Here is a 24,886-nt window from a genome sequence, read left to right on the forward strand (position 1 = left end):
CGCTCTGCCCTCTCCTGTCTTTAATGCGTAAGCGCAACCTGACCCTTCACGATGGCATCTGCCATATGGCCAAAATCAAGCGCTGTCTTGCCCCGCTCGTGCGCGATCCGAGTGCAAATCATAACGGCTGCAATTCCCGCGGATACGAGCGCCAAATCAAATTCCACATGTCTGCTCTCCAAGATGACGCGTTCCACATCGCGCACTCCCCGTACCGGGCTGATGAGCCCCGACACGATGAATCCCCGTTCCGAGAGCATATGCGCCAGCGCCGGAGCCGCATTGCCGATGACGAGCAGCTGCTTGCCGGCGAGCAGGCTGCCGAGCAGACCGGTTTGGGAAAGCCCGTAATTGACCGTCGAGTTCGTCATCCGAAGCGTCGCAGGGTCAAGATGATGCGCGCGAAACACCGGATGCAGCAGCGGGTGAAAATGTTTCCTGCGCGCCAGCGGCACACCGACGACATGCGCATGGCGTATGGCGTGCAAGAGCTGATCACGCGCCAGCAGATCCGGCGGATTCACGCCGGCGTAAGGCAGAAAGGTGCCTTCCCGCTGGATCGTAGCGGTGTCGTAGACGGCATCTTGCGCCAGCGTCAGCAGTTCCCCGTCACCAAGCCTGACGACCGCGCACGGTCTGCGCTCATGAATGGCCTGTTCCATCTCGGCATACACCTCGTGAACATCCATGAGAGGCAGACATCTCGGCCGCAAATGCTCGGCACCGAGGGCAATGACGTCTTGGAGCCGTACCTCGGGGAGAAGCAGATTCATCGGGAGCACCTGCTCCAGCAGCAGCTCCCCTCCCTCGTACTTGCCAAGCTCATAGCCCGCCGTAAATGCATTGTCATGGAATTGCCCATGCTCCATGCCAGGCTGTAGTGCGCCGCTGTCTCGCTGTCTCCGGCGGCGACCCCGCTTCTTGACCAAGGACGACTTCCGCCCTCTTGTCCTTTTCTTCGGTCCGCTCGCGCTTGATTTTCTCGATTGCCCGGCATTTGCGGATCCGCCCCTGCCTCCGGTTACCGCCGGAAGCGCCCGTTTCTTCACACTCTTCGACGGCGCAACGCCACCCGATGTCTTAGCCGCTGCAGGAGCATGCGCCTGTGGTTGCGGCTTCTGTGCCGGCACGTTCCGTTTGGCGGCGGCCTGCCCCTGCTCTTGCCGACTGCTGCCTGTGAGCATCACGCTCTTGTGGGTACCCTCCACCTTGCGCAGCAACACCTTCATGGCCCATCATCCTCGCTGAACTTTATCGAAGCCTCAAGAAGCGATTGAAAGGTACCGGCATCTGTCCACCAACCGGTAATATACCGGTGCGCCAGCTTCCCCATGCTCGCGTAAACGTTGTTCACATCGGTAATTTCCAGTTCCCCGCGCAGCGATGGCGTCTGTGCCGCAATGAAATGAAAGACCTCGCCGTCAAACATATAGATCCCGGTTACGCAGCTGTCGGTTAAAGGCTGCTTCGGCTTCTCATCGATGTGAATAATCCGCCCATCCTCATCGAATACCGGGACTCCGTAGCGTTCGGGGTCAGGCACTTGCTTGAGCAGCACCATCGCACCTTCAGGCTGCAGCATGAACGCTTCCAGATGAGGGGCCAGCGACTCTTCGAACAAATTGTCACCGAGCAGCACGATAAATTTGGCATCCTCGCCTACGTAGGAGCGCGCCAGCTCAAGCGCCTGGGCAATGCCTCCGGCTTCTTCCTGGATGCGGTAAGTAAGCGACACCCCGTACTCTACACCGCTTCCGAGAAAAGACGTAAACATCCCGGCAGAGGCTCGGCTTGTAATGAGCAAAATGTCCGTAATTCCGGCTTTTTGCAGACTGTTAATGCTATAGCAAATCATCGGGAGCCTCCCGACCGGCAGCAAATGTTTGTTTAAGAGCTTCGTCAGCGGCATAAGGCGCGTTCCCGTACCGCCGGCCAAGATAACAGCTTTCAAATAAATAACCTCCTTTGCTTTGCCTTTGCGCTCAATACATGAACTTAGCGGGGTCTACCTTCCACTTGGAGATAAAATGCTGCCGATTGCGCTCGACGAGCTGCTGCACCTCCTGCGGATTGCTGCGTTTGAAGCTCGCGCTCCCGCGATGATGAACGAACACATCCCTGCACATAAGCAGACAGTACCCGTGCATGCGAGCCCGGAAGCAATAATCATCGTCCTCGTAGTGACCCGGCGTGAACCTCTCGTCAAGCTCGCCGATCCGTTCATAGAGCGAACGCTTGAACAGCATACAGAAGCCGACCAGCCGCATTATGGGCTCACTGCGCTTCGCTTCCTGCACGAGTGCTGTTGCAGCTTGCCCGTGGAACTCTTCCATGGAGCTGAACGGATAATCAACCTGCTGTCTGCCGCTGACGTAATTCGTCACCGGGCCAACCATGCCGATATCTGCGCGTGCCGTCAGCGCCCTGATCAATGCAGGCAGCCATCCGGCTGAGACGGTCACATCGTTGTTTAGCAGCATCAGATATTCGCCGCGTGCCATACGCAATCCACGATTGCAGGCAAAGGGAAATCCGGTGTTTCTGGCCAGTGACAGGCAGGGAATCCCTTCGCGGATGCACCATTTGCAAGTGCCGTCCGCAGAGCCGTTGTCGACGACAATGATTTCATAAGGCGTCTCATTCGAGTCGGTATACCGGCGTATGGCTCCGATGGCATCCTGCAGAAGCGATAGGCCGTTATAGCTCGGTATAATAATGCTCGTCATGCCCTTCATGTAGCTGTTCCTCCCGCAGCGGCACGCCGCCGAACCTGATCTGGAAATGTCAGTCTTGGACCTTTCGCTCTCATTGCTGTCTGCAGTGCTTCGATGTGGTCGCCAACGGACAGCTCCTTGGAGACTACCGAAACCGGTCTTCTGGCGACCGTTTTGTTCTTGCGCGCCTTGCTCAGCGAGCAGCTTCGGAATAACAGCTTGTGCTGAATGGCGGCCATGTGCGCCATTGGCGGGACCGCAAGCTTCGATACGCCGACGGTTTCCATTCCATGCCGCGACCAAGCATGCGGCAGCAGTTCAACCGAGTTTGCCAGCAGCTCAGAACGGCCGAGCGACCAGTTCATGAACGCCCGAACCCGCGCAGCTTCTTCCCAAGTCTTGAAAACCCCAAGTGAAGGCGTCTGATCCTCCACTACAATGTCCGCGCCGGTCTCAGCAATCGAGAGCATGAGCGCAAGCTGCTCTGCTGCGATTAACGATTGTCCGTCAGCAAACAGGACAATATCGGACCTTGTCATTCGCGCTCCGATCGCCCGCCCGACATCCGAGCCGAGCGTCTCTCCGATTTGCATAATCGTAATCTCCGGTACCGCGCGAAGCTCGGCAAACTCGCCTTCGCTGCCCCCCTCCAGCACGACGATCACTTCCTGCAGCGGCAGCCGCAGCAGCTGCTTGATCGCGGACGGATTCATGCCCGGGACGGCGAGGACGACGGCCGCGACTGACTTGCTCATTGCGATCGGCTGCCACATGCCCCGCGGCAAATCCAGGGCGGCGGCGAAACCGTCGGCATACGCTCTGCCTTCGGCCAGCAGTTTAACTCGCAGCGCATCGGTGTGGTTTCGGCCTGCGCAGCGCATCGTCCAACGCTCATTCATTCGCAGCTTCGCTTCCGTGGTGCCGGCCTGCGTGATATGCCCGTTCTTACGGAGAAGCGCAGCTTCGGCATAGCCGGCATTAAAAGCGTTCCTCAGCTTGCCGGTATAGCTTCCGGCAGCGCGCTCTTGATTTGTTCGCGCCGCACGCGAGCGATGCGTGCGGGTCCTAGTAGTCGCTCTTTTGCCTGAGCGGCCTGACTTCCTGGATTGCATACGTTCACCTCGCCAAATAACGTTTTCGCTCCAAATCCATGTATCCGCCGCGATCGTTGGTCTGCTTCGTCAGCCAATCGATGGCCTCCAAGTGATCGCCTACAATAAGCAGCTCAAGCGGATTCGTCCGTTCTCTCTGTTTGCGGGGCAAGTTGAGCTTCCCCACATTAATGCGTTTTACTGCTTGCACGATTAGTCCGCGCTGGACCGCCTTGGCATGCGCAAGCGGCGGTATGGCGAGTGCATCGGCCCCAATTCTCATTAGGGCGGCGCGGCTTATGGCATGGGGGACGGCTGTCATCGAGGTGCCTTTCAAATCCGGCCGCCTCAGAATCGTATTCAATGCATGCTTCGCAAGGACGACACTGTGGACGGATGATTTGTTCGTGGGACCGGAGTAATCGTTTAGCGCTACATCCACTCCGCCGTGCAGGACCGATTGAACGAAGGCTTTCAGACCCGACGCCTTGATGATCATATCCCCGTCCAGAAAGAGCAGCACCTGTCCGCTGGCGGCAGCAGCCCCGACACTTCGTCCGACGTCATGGCCAAGCGGCTCCGCGAACGGAATAACTTTAGCCCCCTTGCGCCTTGCGATGGCTGCCGAGCCGTCAGTTGATCCGTTGATGACGACGATCACTTCCACGCTGGAATGTACCTTCTTCGCTTCTTGAATCACTTTGCCAATGGTACGACGCTCATTCATGACGGGGATGATGACCGACACGACCGGATTCGCCGGTGTTGCAGATACCGTCACTATTGGATCGAGCTTTGGTTGAGGCAGTGGGGGTGGATAGGATTGCGTTTGTGGCTGCGAGTGTGCGTGCAGTTGCGGCTGTGGCTGTAGAATCGGCATTGGCTGCGGCTCGGTTATTCGGAATGCCTGCTCCCTGATGGTTTCAACTGCCGGAGTCTGCTTCTGCTTCTGTTTCTGCTTCTGCGGGGCAGCTTTGGATACGATCATTCTGGACTTAGTCGTCAACGCCGTGACTTTCGCAGGGGCCGCATGTTGAACGATCACCCGCTGTTTCGCTGCCCGTTTATTAGACACGGCTTTCTTCGCACTTGCCTTCCTGCTTGCTCGCGGGACGGATTTCGCTTCGATGGCTGGTTTTCTTTTTCGGGAAGGTGCCGGTTGGCTTGGAGGTGATGCCGCTGCGATTGGAGGTGCGGCGGAGGTCTCGCTCCACACTGTGCGATTGGCGCGGCTCGCGGCTGCCTTCGATAACCCGGCATAAACTCTATCATTTAGGAGCGGCTGCTTCCGAATCTGCTGGACGACTCTTCCGCTGCTAGGCTTCATGAACTCGTTCACCTCCATATCCGTCTTTTTACCAGTTAGTTTATGGACGATAGAGTGCAAGAGGAACGGCTGTTGTACGTTAAGGCAGGAGCCGCGCTGATTTTTCGCGTTTTTCACGTCACTGAATCTACCTAATTACATATGCTGTTGGCATAGAGGAGGTGATGCCAATGGTAGAAAGCCTACAGCTTCGACAAGCGCTTCGTGTCTTCCTAAACAAGGCCGAAGCGGCTTGGTTTGATGTGTACGGCTCCAGTTTTGATAGAAGAGAGATTAATGTTGGCGGAACTGAATATATCCAGCTGCCCCTACGCTACAGTACCAGGGCCAAAATTTACGCTTATTTTCGCAAGTATTGGGGCATAACCTTCAGCCGCATTCAGCTGCGCAGCTTGAAGTCCATCGTCCATAACGGAAGGGTTTATGTTATATTGGGCGATCCCGGTCCCATCCCGGACTTCGTCGAATCCGTGCGCATTCTGAGCATTACGAAGACAAGGATCCGGGTCCGTGCCATGTTATCCGGTGATCCTGACGGCAATGTGCCAATTTACTACACCATTGCCCGTACTTCTTACGGGTACAAAATCATCAGCCGTTCCGGAAAACGCTACGATTACCGGTTCACAATCGGCAAGCTGTAATCGGTCGCTAGGCAGACGCACAAAAAAAAGGGACTGTCCGCTAGTCATCGGTTGATGACGGGATAGCCCTTTTTGCTGTGAGTCGCAGCATAGTCTGACGCGAGTACGCGGTTCTTGGCGAGCCGATTGCTCTTGGCGAACCGCCGCTCTTGGCGAACCGTATGCTCTTGGCGAACCGCCCGCTCTTGGCGAACCGCCCGCTCTTGGCGAACCGCCCGCTCTTGGCGAGCCGTATGCTGGCGAGCCACCGCTCTTGGTGAACCGTTTGCTCTTAGCTAGCCGGACTTCAGGTCCGAGACAGCCTTGCTGTCGCCATTTTGTTCTAACGAATCGTGGAGGTCTTATTTAAGCGAAAACAGCCGCTTTTCAATTCTAACGAATCGTAGAAGCCTTATTTAGAGTAAATTAAGCCGAAAATGGCAGTCTGACACAAAATAAGGCCTGTACGATTCGTTAGATTTTCAAAACCCGTGAATTGGTTCAAATAAGACCTCTACAATTCGTTAGCGGTTGGCGATGTACTTGAGCCGGGTCAGTTGGTTATCAGTTGGCGGAACTTGGGGCTAGGTTGGCTCGTTGGCGATTGGCGAGACGCGAGACTCGAGGGCCGGGATGGTTGGTTGGCGATTGGCGAGACTTAAGAGCCGGGTAGGTTGTTGGCGGTTGGTGAGACTCGAGAGCTGGGTTGGTTGGTTGGTTTGCGGTCACCGAGACTTGAGAGCTGGGGCGGTTGGTTGGAGGAGAGGTGCTTGAGCCGAAGTGATTCGTAAGCGGTTGATGAGGCGCATAAGCCGGGTTAGTTCGTTGGCGATTGGCAGGCGCGTGAGCCGGCTTGGTTCGTTGGCGATTGGCGAGGCGCGTGAGCCGGCTTGGTTCGTTGGCGATTGGCGAGGCGCGTGAGCCGGCTTGGATCGTTGGCGATTGGCAGGCGCGTGAGCCGGGCTGGATCGTTGGCGATTGGTGAGACTCAAGAGCCGCAGTGGTTTGTTCGCGTTTGGTGAGGCAAGTGAGCTGAGGCGGTTCGTAGCGGGGTTAGCACTTGTCGGTTGGCGGGTAGCGTTGGCAGTGCGCCTTTGGCGAGAAACGTGAGCTGGTGCGGTTGTTGGTTGTTGTGGTGGCGAAGTCGTAAAAAAGGACTGAGCATCGGAAACTCCGATACTCAGTCCTTTTTTGCAGCATTGCCAACGCCTATAGGGAATTCCAAGCGAGATCGATATCCGCCATCAGATCCTTCGGATCTTCCATCCCCACATACAGTCTAACTACTGTAGCGGATTGTCCATCACTGCCCGGTGGTAGTGGATTCACCGTCACGAGGCTTTCGAAACCGCCCCAGCTGACTGCGATCTTGAAATATTGCAGCTTGGTAGCCCATGCTCTCATCTTCGCAAGCGGCTCATCCGTCACGAAGGAGAATAAGCTGCTGTAGCCCTTCATCTGGCTTTTTCCCAGCTCATATTGCGGATGCGATGACAAGCCCGGATGATTGACGCGGTTTACATACGCTTTGCGGCTCATATACTCCGCCAGCAGCAATCCGCTCTCTTCGTGCCTTTGCATACGCAGCGGAAGGGTGCGCAGCCCCTTGGAAACGAGCGCAGCCGTCTGCGGCGTCATAAGACCGCCAAGCAGCATATATTCGGCATAACCGACTTTGTCGATCAGCTCATTCGAACCAAGTATGACGCCGCCGACACAGTCGCTATGACCGCTAATGTATTTCGTAATGGAATGGACGACCAGATCCACCCCGAGGTCAAGGGGGTTCTGGAAGCAAGGTGAGGCCCACGTATTATCAATAATGGTCAATGCACCAATGAGCTTGGCATAAGCCGCGCATTCACGCAGATTTTGCAGCTCGAACAGTCCTGAGGTTGGACTCTCCAGATAAAGCAGCTTCGTATTCGGACGAACCGCCGCTCTGAAGCTGTCAATGGAGGTTCCATCCACAAACGTCGTTTCCACGCCGAATTTCACCATGTAGCTGCCCAGAAACTCCCTGGTTGGGCCGTAAGCTTGATCCACACAGATGACGTGATCACCTTGCTGTACCGAAGACAAGATGGCCGATGAAATGGCAGCCATGCCGGATGCGAAGCATTTCGCTTTGTCCGCGCCTTCGAGTTCCGCAAGCTTTTGCTCCAGGTACGTTACCGTCGGATTGTTGCCTCGTGAATAGATATGATTGTCGAGCAGTGCTTGAAAAGCATTATCGAATTCTTCGTATGTCTCGAATGCAAACAAGCTGTTCTGATAAATCGGCATATGGATCGCGCCATGATGCCTCGAATCGAGTTGATCGTAAGAGACTTGAGTAAATTGTTTTTCTCTCGCTGTAACGGCATCTTGCCCCGGTTTACTCATCCTTTTTCTGCTCCTTGTGTTAAACCTTCAACGATGAACCGCTGTGCAAAGGCGAAAATCAAAATCGTTGGAATGATCGACAACACCACTCCTGCGGACATTGAGCCCCAATCCACGTCGAATTTAAGAATAAATGAATTCATGGCGACCGGAATCGTCTTGAGTGAATCGTTATCAATAAACAAAGCAGCCAGGAACAACTCGTTCCAGTTCTGTACGAAGGCGAAAATAAATGTAGATGCAATCCCCGGCAGCATGACGGGAATAATAATCCGAATCAATGCCGACCAGCGCGAGCAGCCATCAATCATAGCCGCTTCTTCAAGACTGCCGGGAATACGTTGGAAGAAGCCGCGCAGCATAATGGTCGAGAACGGGATTAGCCCGACCGTATACATCAAGACCAGCGCAATCCGGTGGTTGAGCAGGTCCATCTGGCTCATCATCAGATAAAGCGGCGCAAGCGCGATAAACCCGGGCAGCATCTGGGTCACGAAGAACGCCAACATGATTTGGCGATGTCCTCTGAAGGTAAAACGGGCAAGGACATACGCACTCAATACCGCAATGACCAAGACGATTAATGCAGCCGAGATCGCAATCAGAAAGCTGTTGCCGATGTAGATATGGAACTTGGATATTTTAAAAATATTGATAAAGTTATCCAGCGTGAATGTAGTCGGCCAATATTTAATCGGATAAGAGAAAATATCCTTCTGCGGTTTGAGTGACGTGATGACGATCCAATAAAGCGGGAAAACCATCGCGATTAAGTAAAGGGATAAATAGACGAATCGGAATAGGCTCAGAAGGCGCTGCTTCATTAGAAATCACCTACTTTCTCAGCCTTTGTGACTGTTAGGAAGAAGATTGTGTAAAGCAACAGAATAATTATCATAATAATACCGATCGCCGATGCGGCACCGTAGTCTCCGCCATAGAGAATTTTGTCCAGCATAAGCGAGGACAGAATATGTGTAGTTCCTGCAGGACCACCGTTGGTTAAACCGTAAATAATCGTCGGATCATTAAATATCCAAATCGCACGCAGCAGCGTTGTCGCGATAATTGTCGGCATAATGTAAGGCAAAGTTACGTTCAGCAGCTTCCGCATACCGGTAGCGCCGTCCATATCCGCGGCTTCGTAAAGTTCGCCGGGAACGGATTGCAGGGCAGCCAGCAGCATGATTGCGAAGAAAGCTACGCCGTACCAGACGTTGGCGACAATAACGGATACCATCGCCCATTTGGGATCGGATAGAAAACCAATGCGTTCATGAATAATTCCGAATTTGAGGAGCAAATCGTTGACAACACCGATTTGGGAGTTGAACATCCATTTCCAAATTAAGCCGATCAGGAAGCCGGATAATGCCCAGGAGTAGAAAGCAAAACCTTGATAAATCCCTCTGCCTCTGAATTGTTTCTTCATCGCCAGAGCTAGAAGGAGTCCTAAGATAAATTGCAAAATCAGGGAACAGAATACCCAGTAGGCGCTGTTCTTCATGGCCATCAGAAATTTTGGATCTTTGAAAGCCGCTTTGAAGTTCGATAAACCGACGAAATGCACATTACGTAAATCAAACAGCTTGTAATCCTGGAAAGCCATTAAAATCCCTTTAAGAAACGGATAATACGTAAACACTAACACGAGACACAAAGCGGGAAGCAGCCCCGATAGTATAAAGATGCGTTGATTTTTCATAAGACACCGCCTTGCTCTTTGAATTTAGTAAGGGCGGCTTGTCGCCGCCCTCCTGATAAGCATTATTTTGTCATTTTAGCCTTTTCGTCTACCCAATACTTGTCCCACTTCTTCAGCGTATCATCCAGATTCGCTTGACCAAGCAGAAGCGCTTGCGTAGTTTCCATTGCAACTTGTCCCCATTGTGCATTACCTGCGTACTGGAATGCCGGTTTGAAGTTTACGAAAGTATCCGGTTGGTTGGACATGTCGAGCAATGTTTTGTAAGGGCCTGTTTTGAAGAATTCATCTTCTGTAGCGCTGGAATGAACCGGAATAAGTCCGAAGTCTTTCGAGAATTGCGTGTTCTCAGCCGGGCTCGACAAGAATTCAATCAGCTTCCAAGCTGCTTCTTTGTGCTCGGAGTTAGCTGCGATACCCCAGCCTGCTCCACCTGCTGCGAACAATGCTTTGCCTGTTGGTCCTGTTTGCAATGGCGCTGTTGCCCATGTGCCTTCTTCCATTTTCTCGGCAAGCGATTGAATAACGTCCGGATCTTGAAGCAGCATGCCCGTTACGCCGGAAGTAAACGCCTGTACTTGCTCTTGGAAGCCCCAGTTAACGGAATCCGGTGGCGATGCATCCTTGTAAAGCTTCAGGTAAAGCTCCATTGCTGCTTTCGCTTCAGGCGTCGAGTAGATGGTTGCGCCGTCTGTTGTGAACATCGAGTCTTCAACATTTACTTTCGCACCGTTAAAAGCTTGAATCATGGCATCTGTTGTACCTGTCGAACCTGAACCTCCGCGGAAAGAGAAACCGAAACGGTTCTTAGCGGGATCTGTCAGCTTCTTCGCTGTTTCGTAGAGCTCATCCCATGTTTTTGGCGGCGTTAGGCCCATTTCTTTGAACCAATCCGCACGGTAGAACAATTGTCTCTCGTATAGACCGTTTGGAATGAAGTATAATTTATCGCCTACGGAACCAACGGACTTGGATACCGCTGTCAATGTTCCGAAATCAGCCCATTTATCCGTGTAAGCATTCAGCGGCTCAACGAAGCCGTTATTCACCATTTCGGCAACGTTCAGGTCACGAACCTCAAGGATGTCGATATCCTCTTTGGCGCCGAGCATCGTTCTGATCTTGTTGTCGGCTTGGTCGAATGGAGGGGAAATGAATTCGACTTCAATGTTCGGATTCGCAGCTTCAAACTTGTCGATCGAAGCTTGAATCAGTTTCGTTCTGTTCGGACTTGTTAAACTTTCGATCATGCGTAGCTTTACTTTCTCGTCACTTGCACCTGCGTTTGCATTTGCGTTTGAGTTACTAGCCGTGCCATCATTCGAGTTGTTACCGCATCCTGCCAAAAGACCAACTGATACAACACCACAAAGCAGTGTCGTAAGAAGCTTGTTGCGACTTGTCATTGATGTCATCCCCCTATTTAATTTCATGTGTCAGACCGTCATACAGTCATCCTGTCTGATAGGTTGATTATAGTGAAAGCGCTTAAACGTTGTCAAGGAAAAAATTGCGCTTACTTGGCGCTTTTTATTTTCTCCTCAATGCAGTCCATCAGCTTACTGAACTCTTCCAATGCCGTCCTCGTATCATGTTCCGCAATGCCTTTAAACATTGTAATATGAAACGGATACGTCTCATCAAAGAGCTGTTTGTCGCCAAGCGGATCGTTGAAAAACTTCTCATATAAACCTGAAATGGAATCTAGCACGGTCTCCAGAACCGGATTATTCGCAGCTTTAATAATGTGATGATGAAAGGCTAAATCGACCTGCGAAGTGTCTTTATTGCCTTCTTTCAAAATGCGGTATTCTTCCAGGCACTCTTCTACTTCGGCAATTTTTTTGCTGGTAATCCGTTTGGATGCCAGCGCAACAGCCTGTCCTTCCAGCGCTCTGCGCACTTCCAGAATGGAAAGCAGAAAATTCTTCTCCCGTTCGATCTTCACTTTCCCGGTAAAGCGGAACGTGTTAACGTCTTTAACAAAAATACCTTTGCCATTGTGAACCTGGATAATATCCATGGCTTCCAAATAACGAAGCGCTTCGCGCAGTGAGGAGCGGCCGACACCGAACATTTGCGTCATTTCTTCTACAGAGGGTAGCTTATCTCCTTCGGAGAGTTCCTTCTCTTCTATGAAGTTCTGAATCTCCTGCGATACTTGTTCATGGACTAATATTTTTTGAATTTTCTTCATCGCTCGCTGTTCGCCCTTTCACCTTGCTACCTATCTGATAGGTACATCGTACGCGAGAATTGAGAGCGCTGTCAACTGGAATATACTTTTACGGCCAAATAGCCGGAGCTCCCTAAGGAGGCTCCGGCTATGATTTCCGCGTATTTTATTGGCCGATTGCGATCCAGTTCACCAGACCGATTGGCTCTGGGCTGATTCGGGTCCGAACGATTGTCAGTTGAACCGCTTCAGCTATTTTTTCCTTGATGACGGCGTAGCAGGAAGGCTGATCCGTGGTCGCAACGAACACGTAGGAGTCATTGCTGAACGGCTGGTCGAAGCCAATGGTGATGTCAAGCTGCTCGCCTTGGCCTTGGAAACTATACGGCGCAAGCCCGAACTGCTGGACAACGGCCGTTTGCCGTTTGACCGTCGTAACCGGCGTGAAATCCAGCTTATCGCTGCTAATGCTGCCGTCTTGCAGCAGGTTGCCTTCCACAGCGGCTTCCGGAGCCGGAGCTGCCTGAACCGGGAATGCATCTTCAGCAAAATGAGCTGCCGTGATGCTGCCGAGGGCGATCTTGACACCTGTTACGGCGCCGTCTGCCAGCTGCTCCGAGTTCACTGCGCCTTCAGCCAGCTTCTCAGTTGTTACGGATCCATCCGCCAATTTAGCTGCACTTACTGCGCCAAGAGCAATGTGGCCTTCCTCGATGCAGCCGTTTGACAATGTCTGCTCAGTCGGCGCAAGCACGCCGGGTGCAAGCTTATCGGCCGTAATTGCCCCTTCAGCGATCGCTTCTGTGCCAACCGCGCCGACGGCCAGCTTCTCCGTCGTCACCGAACCGTTGCACAACGCAACACTTTCGATGGAGCCCGGGATGAGATGGGAGGTCGTAATGGAGCGAGCTGCGATCTTGCTCAGCGTAACCGAACCGGCTTGCAGCTGGTTCTCGCCGACTGCGCCGTTCGCCAGCTTCGTGCCGCTGACAGCGCCGTCGCTGATTGCCTCGCTGCCTACGGAACCTACGGCATAATGCGCTGAACCTATGGCATTGTGCGCAATAATGTTCGCTGTCACGGCACCATGTTGCAAGTGGTTTTCGCTCACTACGCCGTGTGCGAGTTTCGTGCTCGTAACTGAGCTGTCGCTGAGTACTTCCGTGCTTACCGACCCGAGCGCCAGCTTCTCCCTTGTTACCGCATGCTCGCCGAGCGTTTCCGTAACGACTGCTCCGCCGGCTAGTTTCTCGCTTGTTACGGCTGCGTCGACGATCGCTTCCGTGCCGACCGCTCCGCTTGCCAGCTTCTCACTTGTTACCGCGCTGTCGCTCAGTGCTTCCGTGCCTACTGCGTTACTCGCCAGTTTCACGCTTGTTACGGCGTGGTCGCTAAGCGCTTCCGAGCCGACTGCTCCGCTCGAGAGCTTCTCACTCGTTACTGCTCCGTCGCACAGCACTTTCGTGCTTACCGCACCGCCTGCCAGCTTATCACCTGTGACTGCGCTGTCTCTAAGTGCTGCTGTGCTAACCGATCCGAGCGCCAGCTTCGCGCTTGTTACCGCGCTGTCGATCAGCGCTTCCGTACCAACCGCGCCGCTCGAGAGCTTCTCACTTGTCACCGAACCGTCGCTCAGCGCTTCTGTGTCGACTGCTCCGCTTGCCAGCTTCGCGCTTGTTACCGCGCTGTCGCTGAGCGCTTGTGTGCCGACTGCTCCGTTCGACAGCTTCGCACTTGTTACCGCGCTATCGCCGAGTGCTGCCGTGCCGACCGAACCGCCGGACAATTTCGCGCTTGTTATCGCGTTATCGCCGAGTGCATCCGTGCCGACTGATCCGCTTGCGAGCTTCGCTCTCGTCACCGAGCTGTCGCTGAGCGCTTCCGTGCCAACTGATCCGCTTGCCAGCTTCGCACTTGTCACTGTGCCGTCAATCAGCGCATCCGTACCGACCGAGTCGCTTGCCAGCTTCGCGTTTGTCACCGCGTTGTCGCCCAGTGCTTCCGTACCTACTGAGCCGCTCGACAGCTTCGCGCTCGTTACCGCGTTGTTGCCCAGCGCTTCGGCGCTAACGGCTCCTTTTGCCAGCTTCGCACCTGTTACCGCGTTATCGGCGAGCACATCCGTGCCGACCGCACCGGCTGCCAGCTTCGTGCTTGTTACCGCGTTGTCGCCAAGCGCTTCCGCGTCTACCGCTCCGCTTGCCAGCTTCTCGCTCGTCACCGAGCCATCGATCAGCGCTTCCGTGCCGACCGAGCCGAGCGCCAGCTTCGCACTGGTTACCGCTCCGTCGCTGAGTGCTTTCGCGCTAACCGCACTGATCGCCAGCTTCTCGCCGGTCACTGAGCTATCGCTGAGCGCATCCGTGCTCACTGCTCCCAGTGCCAGCTTCGCGGTTGTAACCGCCCCGTCACTCAGCACCTTCGTGCCTACCGCACCTTTCGCCAGCTTCACACCCGTCACCGAGCTGTCGATGAGCGCTTCCGTGCTCACCGCTCCGCTCGAGAGCTTCGCGCTTGTGACCACGCCATCGCCGATCGCATCTGTGCCGACGGCACCGCTCGATAATTTCGCGCTGGTTACTACTCCGTCACCGAGAGCTTTCGATCCTACAGCTCCGAGCGCAAGCTTCTCGCTCGTCACAACGCTGTTGCCAATCGCGTCTGTATTCACTGCGCCAAACGCAAGCTTCACGCTTGTTACCGCTCCGTCGCTCAGCGCTTTCGCACCGACCGCTCCTTTCGCCAGCTTTTCGCTCGTAACCGAGCTGTCGCTCAGCGCTTCCGTTCCAACCGCTCCGCTTGCAAGGTGCGAGCTTTCGATCGCTCCTTCGCTTAACGCATCCGAACCGACTGCGCCGTTTGCCAGCTTCGAGCTGATGACTGCACCTTCGCCGAGCGCTTCGCTTCCGACAGCCCCTGCCGTCAGATGCGCACTTGCGACCGATTTCGGTGCAATTTTGCTAAGCGTCACCGCGCCTGGCTGCAAATGCGCTTCGCCAACCGCCGAAGTGCCGATCGCTTCCGATCCGACCGCTCCGCTTGCAATCTTCGAGCCGCTAACTGCTCCATCGCTCAACGTATCGTTGCTGATGGTGCCTCGTTTGATTTTGATCCCATGGATGATGCCATCCGGTGCTTTATCAAACGTATAAAACTCCGATGCCAAATGCGCCTGGGAGATCGACCCTTTGCGGATGTGATACCCTTGAATGGCTTCTGCCTTCAAGTGTTTGCCCGCAATGGTCTCCAGTTGGATGTGATCGCCATGCACAGAAAGCGACGACAGCTTCGAGCTTGTTACCGCTTCGTCGCACAGCTGATCGGTGCCGACGGATTCTTCGGACAAATGAAGCTGCAGGACGCTGTCGATCTTCAGATGCGTGCTGCCTACCGAGGATTCTGCGATATGGTTGGAATCAATCGCCGATGCCGCTACGTGCTGGCCATGAATCGCGGAAGGCTCAATGGCACGGGAGCTTACGGCCTCATTTTGCAAATGATAGCCCGCTACGCTTCCTTCACTCAGCTTCGCCGCTGTAACCGAATCATTGCTCAAATGAATATCGCGAACGCTCTCCGGTGCAAGATGCGCGCCGTATACGGATTGCTCCGCCAAGTGCTTGCTGCCGACCGACTCGCTGCCTAGATGACCGCCGTTTATCGAGCCCAGAGCAAGCTTATCGCCCGTAACCGCCCCTTGTGCCAGCGCTTCGCTGCCGACTACGCCTGCCGACAGATGACGTTCGCTGATAATGTCCTTCGCCAGATGCTCGGTATCAATCGCGCCTTTGGCCAGATGCTTACGTGTGACGGAGCCAAAAGCCAACTGCTCGCTTGTTACCGAACCGTTCACCAGCTTAGCTGTCGTTACGCTGCTGTCAGCCAGCTTGCTTGAAGTTACCGCGCAGTCCGTCAGCTTATCGGTCGAGACACTCTCCGGCGACAGCTTGAGGGAATTGACGATATGATCTGCCAAATGATGCGAGTGAATCGAGCCCGCTGCCAAATGCCGCTCCGATACGGAGCCGGTTGCCAGCTTGATGGATTTCACCGCACCATCTTGTATCGCGTTTGTTTCGATTGCGCCTTCGCTGATGTGATACGCTTCGATAAGCCCCGGCTGCAAATGCAGCGAGGAGACCGCTTCCTGCGAGATGGCATCTTCCGTTACCGTTCCCGGCGAGAGATGGAAGGCGCGAACCGCTTCAGGGCCGATTTTGTCAAACGTCACGGACTCATCCGCCAGATGCTTCGTCTGAATAGACAGCTCTGCGAGCTTAGCGCTGCTTACGCTGCCATCGATGAGCTTCTGCTCGCTGACCGATGCATCCTGCAGCTGCACTTGACCGACAGCAGCTGCGCTGACGTGAACCTGCTTCACCGACTGCGCCGCCAGCTTCTTATCCGTTACGGAACCGTTGGTCAGATGTCCGGTTGCCACGCTGTCATCAATCAATTGCTTCGAACCCACCGAGTTCTCCGCCAGATGGCGTTCTTCAATCGTGTCGGATAACATTTTGTCGCCGCTGATGCTGAGTCTGCTTAGGTGTTTGCCGTGAACCGCATCATCAGTCAGCTTGCTGGCCGTAATGCTGTGATCCGCGATCTTGGATGCCGTAACCGCATGATCGACGAGTTTGATCGTGGAAATCGACAGGTCTGCGATTTTGGGAGATGAGATCGAATAATCCTGCACATGCTCCGTGCCGATTTCGGCGGGAGCGATATGCTGCGACTTCACAGCGCCGTCTTGCAGCTCCTTCGAGCTGACAGCTCCTTGTGCAATGGATTCAGACGTTACGGAACCGGCCTTCAGCTCTCTGGTGCCGACTGCCCCTTCAACCAAATGGTTCGCTGTAATTTCGCCCAATGCCAAGTGTTTGCCCAGCAGAACGCCTGGCGCCACATGCTCCGCAAGCAGCAGACCGGGCTGAAGATGCGAGGAGTCGATTGCTCCAATGCTGATCTTCTCGCCTGTGATCGAAGCGTCTCGCAGCTTCGAGCGGGTGATGGAGCCTTCCGCAAGCTTGGAGGTTGAGATGGCTTCGTTCGCAATATTTTCGGTGCGGATCGCCGCACTTTTGATTTTGCTGGAAGTAATGGTTTGATCCTCGAGCAGCTCCGATGTCACAATGAGCGGCTTCAAATGTTTCGCTTCAATGGATCCTTCCGCGAGCTTATCGGCGCTAATTGTCCGGTCAGCCAGCTTCTCCGACGTAATGCTGTTGTCGCGCAGCTTGTCGCCTGTAATGGAGCGGTCGCGTATTTTCGTGCCTGAGATGGCATTCTTCGTTAAATGGTCGCCCGTAATGGACTCCGATGCGATTTTGGACGAAATGATGGCACCATTGGCGATTTTGATACTTTCCACCGCGAAATCGGCAATCGTGTTCGTAATGACTGCGCTCTGTTTAATCCGGTCGGAGTCAACAGCGCCGAATGCCAATTTATGCGAAGTGATCGCATTGTCTGCAATGTCGTCGGTGTGTATAAAAGGGAGCGGTGAATCCGGCATACGTTTCTCTGCCACAATCGCCTCTTTGCGCAAGAGTTCTTGTTTCAACAGCTCTTCCATCTGCTCCATATGGAGTCGTTCTGCTTCTTCATTCTCGCGGGCCAGCCGCTCGATTTCCTCTGCTAATGCCTGTAATTCCTCATCCGTCTGTGTAAGTGGGATTAGTGCGACCGGCTCTTCCGAGACAGCCACAATCAGCTCCTGCTGCGGAGTTTGTTGCTCCACCGTTTCCGAAGCTTCCTGCGCGATGGTCACTTCAACCTCTTGCTGAGGCTGTTGTTCCGGCTCCACTTGCAGCGTATCCGCTTCTGGGGATTCCAGTACAGGTGTCGCTGCATTCACTTGAACCGTTTTCTCTTCCGGTTTCGTCGGTGAAGCCGGCTTTTTCTTCTTCAATTCTTCGAGCCACTTCAACTCCGAAGCGTTCGGATTATCCACATAAAATAACGGCTTCCGCCCTTTGGGGCCTTTTCCTTTGCTGCTCTTCGCCATAGCCCTCTCCTTCTTCCACCTCAATGTCATAGGTATCATATGCATTCACCCATGGGCTGGTCACACGAAGGAAGGTCAAATTATTTGTAAACGACCACGAATGCCTTGATAACGTTCGGATTAATTCGTTGTTCAGAATCGCTGGGACATGGTTGGCGGGTAGGGTCCACATGTCGTCCAGCGTGGATGGCACACGCGAAAAAGCTGCTCCCATGAAGGAGCAGCCTTGTCCACATTCTTTGCACTTATTGCATAAAAGCACTTGCTGCATGCTTACACTTATTGCACGCGATGAACGCCTATCGTTTGCTGCACGTCACCGGCAATCGTGATTGTCGCATTCGCGGTCTTGACTGTACCATTATTGTAGAAGGCTTTGAACGTGAATGTCAGCGGCCCATCGCCCAGTTCCTCGAAGCTCTCCTCCCACATCTCCCCTGTCCAAGACGTCTTTGCTGCATTGGTCGGACTAAGAGTAACCGTCATCCCGTTCATCGTAACCTTCACTTGATCGGCGATCGTCGCGGTTCCGGTAGCCGTCGTTGTCGCGGACAACATGAATTTCTCCCCTGCCCAATAGACCGAATAAGCGCGGGGACTGTTCTCATTCCCGCTGGTTTCGCGATTGCTCGCCTTGCGACGCTCCTCCCATAGCTCTGTATGCTTCACTTGCCCGCTAACTGACAGCGGCAGCACGGTGATAGATTTGCGGACGATAATAGGAGGAGCTTTGCCATCGGCAACGGTAAGCTGAATGGTATAAACGCCTGGCAGTACACCGCTGACGCTCGGACCTACAGTGGAGTAAGGATGGTCTCCGTTGTAATTGTACGTCTGACTAACTCCCGCTGGATCCGTTATTGTGTACTGTACGTCCAAATGATCCTTGTCCGGATCCGCAATCACAAGCGTAAGTGTCATGCTGTCTCCTTCAAAGACAGGTTTAGGCTGCCAGTCAAAATCCCCGGTAGGAGGCTTGTTCGTTTCGATATAGAAATACTTAGGCGAGCTGTACGTGCTCCAATCATAGCCATCGAACACACGGACCATTACGTACAGATTGACCTTCTCCGGAAGATTCGACGATGGAGTCCAGATTACGCCCGAACTTGGGATCACTCCTGAATCTTGAACCAATATTCCGCCATATCGGTAGATCTTCATCTGAAACTGGGTTTGCCCGTCGGAGTCTGCATCGAAATACGTCCAAGTCAAATTCGGCCGCAAGTCTTCCAGCTTCGTTGGCGTGTTCTGATCGCTGCTCGTCGGATTTGCCACATTCGCACTAGGCAACTGATTTAAGATGTTCACCTGCAAACTGAACTGTGCTGCAGCTCCGGCAGTATCCTCTACCAATTGGCGAATCATGAACGTTCCTAAGCTGCTGAACGACTTATTCCAATTCGTACGGGAGCCGCTAACTAAGGTTTCGGCACTGCCTGTAGTCACATTCTTCAAATAATACTCATGGAGCAGCTCCGTTCGATCGCCATCCTCCGCATCGCTTGCATACGAATCGAAGTTAACGGCTACCCCACGAAAGGTATTGATATGACTACTTGTGAAACCGGGGTTCGGCGGAGAGTTCGGCGAAGCAGGTTTGGATATCGGCAGCGCAACGATGGTCCATTCCGACCAAGCATCGTATTCGTCGCGCACGGCCATCCCGACTTCGTAAGTGCCGATCTCCAGAGGCGATACAAGCTTCGCAGCGGTGTAGATACCGCTCGGCGAAATGTAATAAAACTTCTTCTCCATCACGCCTTTAGTCGTTTTGTAATCGATACCGGTTGCTTCCGTGGAATAGTCCGTGCTGCTCAAGTAACGATCCGGATCATAACTCTTATCGGTCCAAATCACTTTACCGTCTGTCGATGCTACTGCGAGTGCATAATTTGCTATTGGCCGCCGATGAACGGTAATCTTCTGGGTGAATTCATTCGAAGACTTCCGATACGAATCAAACGTATGATCCGGGTAGAGATAGCTTGGATTCGGATCATCCTTCGCTTTCAGCCTCACCAGATAGTCCCCTACCTTATCAAAGGTCAGCTGCGCATTGTGGAAAGTCTTATTATTCAAGACAGATGCACCTTGGTGCTGAATAAAACGCGGTGTATGCTGCACCGTCCAATCGTAGAGACCTCCTGCGGCAGGATCATTCTCGGGATCGGTGAACTGAATGTTGTTGTACTGGACCTGAGCCTTGGCTTCTCCTTCGTCCCAAATCGCATATTGGTCTGACCATACGTCATTTGTGGCGATGGGCTTATAGGCGAGTGTGCCGAAGGTGGTGTATGCCTTGTTCGAGAAATACCCGTAACGCCCGCTGGAATAAGTAGCGTCATCCACTTCAAACAGCGGTGTATTATCTAAAAATACCGCAATATGCTCGCCGCTGGCCTGAAGCTTGACCGCGTACGACTTCCGGCTAAGCAAGGAATAGTTCTGTGAGCGGAGCACCGTCCGAACGCCATTCTTATACATGGCAAGCTCGACTTTGTTAGCGTCCGTTTCCAGCGCGTAACCATTTTGCCGATCCTGCATGCGGAATGAGAATCCAAGCCACTCCTGATCATAATCAACATCATCCATCTTGAAGGTGAATTTATATTCCGTATCAGATTGAGAGGTTGGCGAGTAAAACTGCCCGTTCGTGAACGATCGGATTACCGCCGGATTGGTCGTCGGCGTGCCGACAGAGACTGTCATGCGCATTGTACCGGCATTCGAGTTGCCATCGTAGTTAGGGACAGCCTGAGACAGCGATAAGTAGACGCCATCTCCCACATATTCTCCGTATTCCGCATCAGAATAGTTACATCCCTTTTGAATGCTTCCCACTGGATTACCTGTGGCATCATATACCGTATTCGTACCAAATCTGGTGTAATACAACGGATAATCATCACATGTTGAACCGTCGCCGAGTGAATTACTTGTCCGATAGCCGTCAATCGTAAACGATTGCCTGCCCTTCGGAATGATGTTACCTCCAAAATCGGTCGAAAACTGCGTCATTGAACCGGAATAGCCAAAATCGCCATAGTGATAGAGGGTTAAGTCATCGCCTGCTTGTGCATCAACCAATTTCTTAAGCGTTCCGGTCCCGGAATTCAGCACGTAAACAGCTTCATATGTATTCGGCCAAACATTGCCTTCAGCCACGTGATCATAATACACCTTTGCGTAGAGCTCCTTCTTCGTCGGATTAAAAAAGAACCCGCCTTTAATTTCAGGATAATAATAGGCGGATGAGAACGATTTCGCGTTCGTAATCCCCAGGTTGCTGCCAGACAATGTATCTCCGATATACCTCCTCCAAGCAAGCGAGTAGTCCGCATTATATTTGGTTACGTTTAGTTCGTAGACACTCCCGCTATAGGTTAGCGCTTCATATCGATAGATAGCACCTGTTGCATCTCTCATTTCTTCAAGAAATCCGTAACCCCATTGCTTCTTCTCTGCTTCTGTTGCACTCGCGTACCTATCCTTGTAATACTGCGAATGTGGTGCCGGCATAATAAAGGTAGATGGTATCTTCGTCAACTTAAAGTCTGGCGATAAGTAGTACATACTTTGATAGGACTCGCCGATTTTAAGTGTTGCGGAATAACCCGCATACGAATCACTATGATTCGCTACAAGTAAATTCCGCCCCTCTGAGCTGATGATTTGTATAGATGGAACGTTATATATCCCGCTATCCGACAAGGCTTGTTTAAACTCAGGGAAATCAAATGAACTGTAACGTTCTTCACCTGTTTGGGCATCGTAGACCCCAATATCATAAAAGTCCCTTGTTTTACCGCCAACGTACCCTTTCCAATATCGCTTCACAAACAAATATCCATCTGACATTTCATAATCTGCCAATTGGGATAAAGACAAAGTCACATCCTTATAAGGTACATCATTATACACGACATCTGCAGTTCTGGACTTATCTGCCTTCAGGATAAACTGATAAGGGTGCTGACCGCTCGCATATTTTTGTTTAACTGATCCATTATCTATGACATCATTGATATTGGATAATTTCGATGGATCAAGTGCGTAAATACGGTCATCGTACGTGTAGGTCCCAATTTGTCTATCATAATCGTAATAATAGGTTGTATTATGATGATCAAAATAAATGAGCTTCTTGGACGACCGAATGGTTGGAAACTCATAATTATACCAACTCAACATATTATTCTTTTCATCTAGCAAATTGGCTACCACATTGGACTTTAAAGTAGAACGCCAAGGAGACAATTCGTTCGATCCGTATCCGTTGTCTTGTAATGGATATGCATCCCACCTTAACATACGAGTGCTGAAGCGAGTGACATCGTAAACGTAGGTATCCGCCTTTTGATTTCCGAAGTTTCGTCCTTCCCCGCTCACGAGATCGGCTCCCTCAGCTCTCCACAGGTTTTTCTTATTGTTTACAAGGGTATTCGTGCCTGGCACATAGATCGGCCAATTCAGCATGTCAGTCAGGTTTAGTCGCGTATAGGGGTCAAGGTCTGGCTGCGGGTTATTCCCTTCCATCTCAAATGACACTTCCGGCGCATTATTGACGACGTCGAGCATCACTGTGGATTGTGCATCGGATAAAGTATCGTCCCATGCACCGTACTCTTCCGTAACTTTCAGATAAAACAGGTATTTGCCAACCTTTGTAGGCGTAAGCTGCATTTTGGCCATCGTACCGGTGGATTCCATCCAAGCCTCATCTGAAAATCCGTTATTGTTGGCATCATACTTATATTTATAAGCTGTGGCCGTAATCGCATCGCCGTCCTGGCTCGTCGATTTGTTGACGATATCTAGCTGCGTTCCACGGACCGATAGCGGCGGCACGATAAGCTTCGCGATTGGCGGCAGATCCGGTTTTACGATGATCGTGCAGGTTGCCGGGGACTGAGACTTTAGCCCCTCACTATCGTAGACATGCAAGGAAACCGTAATCGTTATATCCGATGCAGTGGGGTTCGTATAGCTTGTCTGCTTATTGGTCCACTCGTCTCTCGCGTGATTAATGGCGCGGCCCATTGGACTGTTACTCCCCGTACTGTTTATCGCACCGGCAGCCAGTGGATGATTTGCAATGACAAATGGCGGGCACTCGATGACGGGTATCGGATTTCTCGGTACGACCTCAATATAGGTACAAGCTTTTGTCGTTTCCCCATAATCATCTCTCATTTGCCCGCAGACAAAATGGTAACCGAGTGAATCCATTGGCAGACCGTGCTGTCCATCCAGGTATTCGACGCTCTTGGATGGGATGGATTGGACAAAGGCATCCCCGGCATCATAATCAAACCCCATAAATGTAAGCAGGTCACCATCCGGATCGTTCGGGGTAGGTACCGATGGATCATCAATATAGATGAGATCGAGCGTTTTACCTTCTACCACCTTATTTAGCGGTACTTTCCGATTGCTCGGATCAACGAATCCGATTTTGAATTCCGGCGGGCGATTATCCCCTGGAGGCCGAACGATCGGCTTCTCGTAGAAGAAGCTGACAAACGCTTCCGGTAAAGCTGCAGTAAGCGACACACCAACGCTCGTTCCAGACGTAACCGTGTTGGAGAAAGCAACATAGGAGGTGTTTCTACCTTGTACGATGCCATAGTCGGAATTAGCTCCTATAGCCCGCGAGTGCGGCAGAGTGGTAATCGGGATCAACTCCGCCTCCCCCTGCAGCGCATAAGCCCCAGTAGGACCGTTACGGACCATATGCCTCACATGGATTTTGCCGGCGCTCACAACATCATAGAAGTAGTAGAGATGGAGCGTATCAAAATTGCCAAGGAACGGACTAATCGAATAATCGCCGCTTGTGAAAGGTGGATTCAGATCCGGCGCCGTTCCGCCGGTCGTTTTCTTATAGCCTGCAAAATTAAATCCCGTTGCAGTTGGATGGGCTGGTGTATAGTTCGAGTTCTTGGTAAGCGTATCGGTACGATCATGAAAGACGGAGTCCAGACTTTGTCCTTCAGTAGAATAGTGTTTAATGATAGCTTGTCCTTGACCTTCGGACTTTTTTGTATAATACAGGTTGAGGTAATAAGTATCGTAGGTAGCATCATAGACGATTGTCGGAGGGTTGGTAGCAGTAATTGTTCCCCCGGATGGTGGTGCCTCAGTACTTTTCTTGTAACCAACATAAGAATAATCCAGATTGGTTGCAGGAATGGTTGTGTTCGAGCTGCTTGACAAATTAGTTGATTGATCAGGGAAAGAACTGTCGATATTGGTGCCATCTGTTGTATAGTGATGAACTTCCAGACGGCCATTAAGTTCGAATGTAAACAGCACAGGAAAAAAATACCGGTAACCCTTCACGTTCTCTGAGCAGCTAGAACAAACATTATCCTGAATTTTGATATCATACGGGTCGGTACTCGTTAAATCACCAGTTAAGGTAACCGAAAATGAAACCCCGCTAGTTCCCATTGGAGACATAGAGGAAGTTATTGGATTTGACGAGTTATTTCCAACCCACTCACTGTATGTCGCCCATAATCCACCAGCTCTAGATTCTGTGAAAAAATTCTGCTCTCTGGTTGATCCTGAAAATCTAGTAACATTCACAGATTTAACCGTTCTACCAGGAAAAGAAAAGGAGTAAGAATTGGTTATCGTAACTCCGACCGCATCTTTCGCATCTGGTTTCCAGTTCCCACCTGTAGAGTCGGACCAGATATCTTCATAAACAAAACCTACAGCATAACGTTTATTCGAATTGAGATAATTACCGATTGGATAGCTCTCCTTCTCCCTGACTGGCGTAATACTCGAATTACCATTATCAGCAGAGGCTTGTTGAATGAAGTTGATTGGAATTAATACCACTAG

The 24,886-nt window shown here is 52.3% G+C and carries 15 protein-coding genes; 2 read left to right on the top strand and 13 right to left on the bottom strand.

The window, feature by feature from the left end:
• Positions 1 to 20: 20 nt before the first annotated feature.
• Genes I8J30_RS04765 through I8J30_RS33895 form a run of 5 tightly spaced genes read right to left on the bottom strand, consistent with a single transcriptional unit; the run spans position 21 to position 5,132 of the window.
• Positions 21 to 1,229, bottom strand: coding sequence for a GT-D fold domain-containing protein (locus I8J30_RS04765; protein ID WP_240547777.1), 1,209 nt, complete (start codon positions 1,227 to 1,229; stop codon positions 21 to 23).
• Positions 1,226 to 1,951, bottom strand: a complete 726-nt coding sequence (locus tag I8J30_RS04770; protein ID WP_210655833.1) for a sugar phosphate nucleotidyltransferase — start codon at positions 1,949 to 1,951, stop codon at positions 1,226 to 1,228. The genes I8J30_RS04765 and I8J30_RS04770 overlap by 4 nt, the downstream gene beginning before the upstream one ends.
• A gap of 31 nt (positions 1,952 to 1,982) precedes the next feature.
• Positions 1,983 to 2,735, bottom strand: a complete 753-nt coding sequence (locus tag I8J30_RS04775; protein WP_210655835.1) for a glycosyltransferase family 2 protein — start codon at positions 2,733 to 2,735, stop codon at positions 1,983 to 1,985.
• Entirely contained in the window at positions 2,732 to 3,826 is a 1,095-nt protein-coding gene (locus tag I8J30_RS04780; RefSeq protein WP_210655837.1) for a glycosyltransferase family 2 protein, read from the bottom strand. Before I8J30_RS04780 ends, I8J30_RS04775 begins: the two co-directional genes overlap by 4 nt.
• Before the next feature lie 4 nt (positions 3,827 to 3,830).
• Positions 3,831 to 5,132 (bottom strand): glycosyltransferase, encoded by a 1,302-nt coding sequence (locus I8J30_RS33895; protein WP_338044802.1) that lies wholly within the window; start codon positions 5,130 to 5,132, stop codon positions 3,831 to 3,833.
• A gap of 170 nt (positions 5,133 to 5,302) precedes the next feature.
• On the opposite strand from I8J30_RS33895, the gene I8J30_RS04790 reads away from it, so the two are divergent.
• Complete coding sequence (locus I8J30_RS04790) at positions 5,303 to 5,776, top strand: DL-endopeptidase inhibitor IseA family protein (RefSeq protein ID WP_210655838.1); 474 nt, start codon at positions 5,303 to 5,305, stop codon at positions 5,774 to 5,776.
• 44 nt (positions 5,777 to 5,820) lie between these two features.
• Here I8J30_RS04790 and I8J30_RS04795 read toward each other — a convergent pair whose 3' ends face one another.
• Positions 5,821 to 6,024 (bottom strand): hypothetical protein, encoded by a 204-nt coding sequence (locus I8J30_RS04795; protein ID WP_210655839.1) that lies wholly within the window; start codon positions 6,022 to 6,024, stop codon positions 5,821 to 5,823.
• 584 nt (positions 6,025 to 6,608) lie between these two features.
• Here I8J30_RS04795 and I8J30_RS33545 point away from each other — a divergent pair.
• Positions 6,609 to 6,740 (top strand): hypothetical protein, encoded by a 132-nt coding sequence (locus tag I8J30_RS33545; RefSeq protein WP_276316069.1) that lies wholly within the window; start codon positions 6,609 to 6,611, stop codon positions 6,738 to 6,740.
• 224 nt (positions 6,741 to 6,964) lie between these two features.
• Here I8J30_RS33545 and I8J30_RS04800 read toward each other — a convergent pair whose 3' ends face one another.
• From I8J30_RS04800 to I8J30_RS04830, 7 genes are all read right to left on the bottom strand, one after another.
• Positions 6,965 to 8,140 carry a trans-sulfuration enzyme family protein gene (locus I8J30_RS04800; protein ID WP_210655840.1) on the bottom strand — a complete coding sequence of 392 codons (1,176 nt, stop codon included), beginning with the start codon at positions 8,138 to 8,140 and terminating at the stop codon, positions 6,965 to 6,967.
• Entirely contained in the window at positions 8,137 to 8,964 is an 828-nt protein-coding gene (locus I8J30_RS04805) for a carbohydrate ABC transporter permease (protein WP_210655841.1), read from the bottom strand. Before I8J30_RS04805 ends, I8J30_RS04800 begins: the two co-directional genes overlap by 4 nt.
• Entirely contained in the window at positions 8,964 to 9,845 is an 882-nt protein-coding gene (locus I8J30_RS04810; RefSeq protein WP_091213158.1) for a carbohydrate ABC transporter permease, read from the bottom strand. Before I8J30_RS04810 ends, I8J30_RS04805 begins: the two co-directional genes overlap by 1 nt.
• A 62-nt stretch (positions 9,846 to 9,907) precedes the next feature.
• Entirely contained in the window at positions 9,908 to 11,251 is a 1,344-nt protein-coding gene (locus I8J30_RS04815) for an ABC transporter substrate-binding protein (RefSeq protein ID WP_210655842.1), read from the bottom strand.
• Positions 11,252 to 11,361: 110 nt separating this feature from the next.
• Entirely contained in the window at positions 11,362 to 12,042 is a 681-nt protein-coding gene (locus tag I8J30_RS04820) for a FadR/GntR family transcriptional regulator (RefSeq protein WP_210655843.1), read from the bottom strand.
• A gap of 145 nt (positions 12,043 to 12,187) precedes the next feature.
• Positions 12,188 to 18,028 (bottom strand): WIAG-tail domain, encoded by a 5,841-nt coding sequence (locus I8J30_RS04825; protein ID WP_210655844.1) that lies wholly within the window; start codon positions 18,026 to 18,028, stop codon positions 12,188 to 12,190.
• Positions 18,029 to 18,307: 279 nt separating this feature from the next.
• Positions 18,308 to 24,373 (bottom strand): hypothetical protein, encoded by a 6,066-nt coding sequence (locus I8J30_RS04830; RefSeq protein ID WP_210655846.1) that lies wholly within the window; start codon positions 24,371 to 24,373, stop codon positions 18,308 to 18,310.
• Between the last annotated feature and the right edge of the window lie 513 nt (positions 24,374 to 24,886).

This window comes from Paenibacillus lignilyticus (assembly GCF_017942085.1).
GTDB lineage: Bacteria > Bacillota > Bacilli > Paenibacillales > Paenibacillaceae > Paenibacillus_Z > Paenibacillus_Z lignilyticus.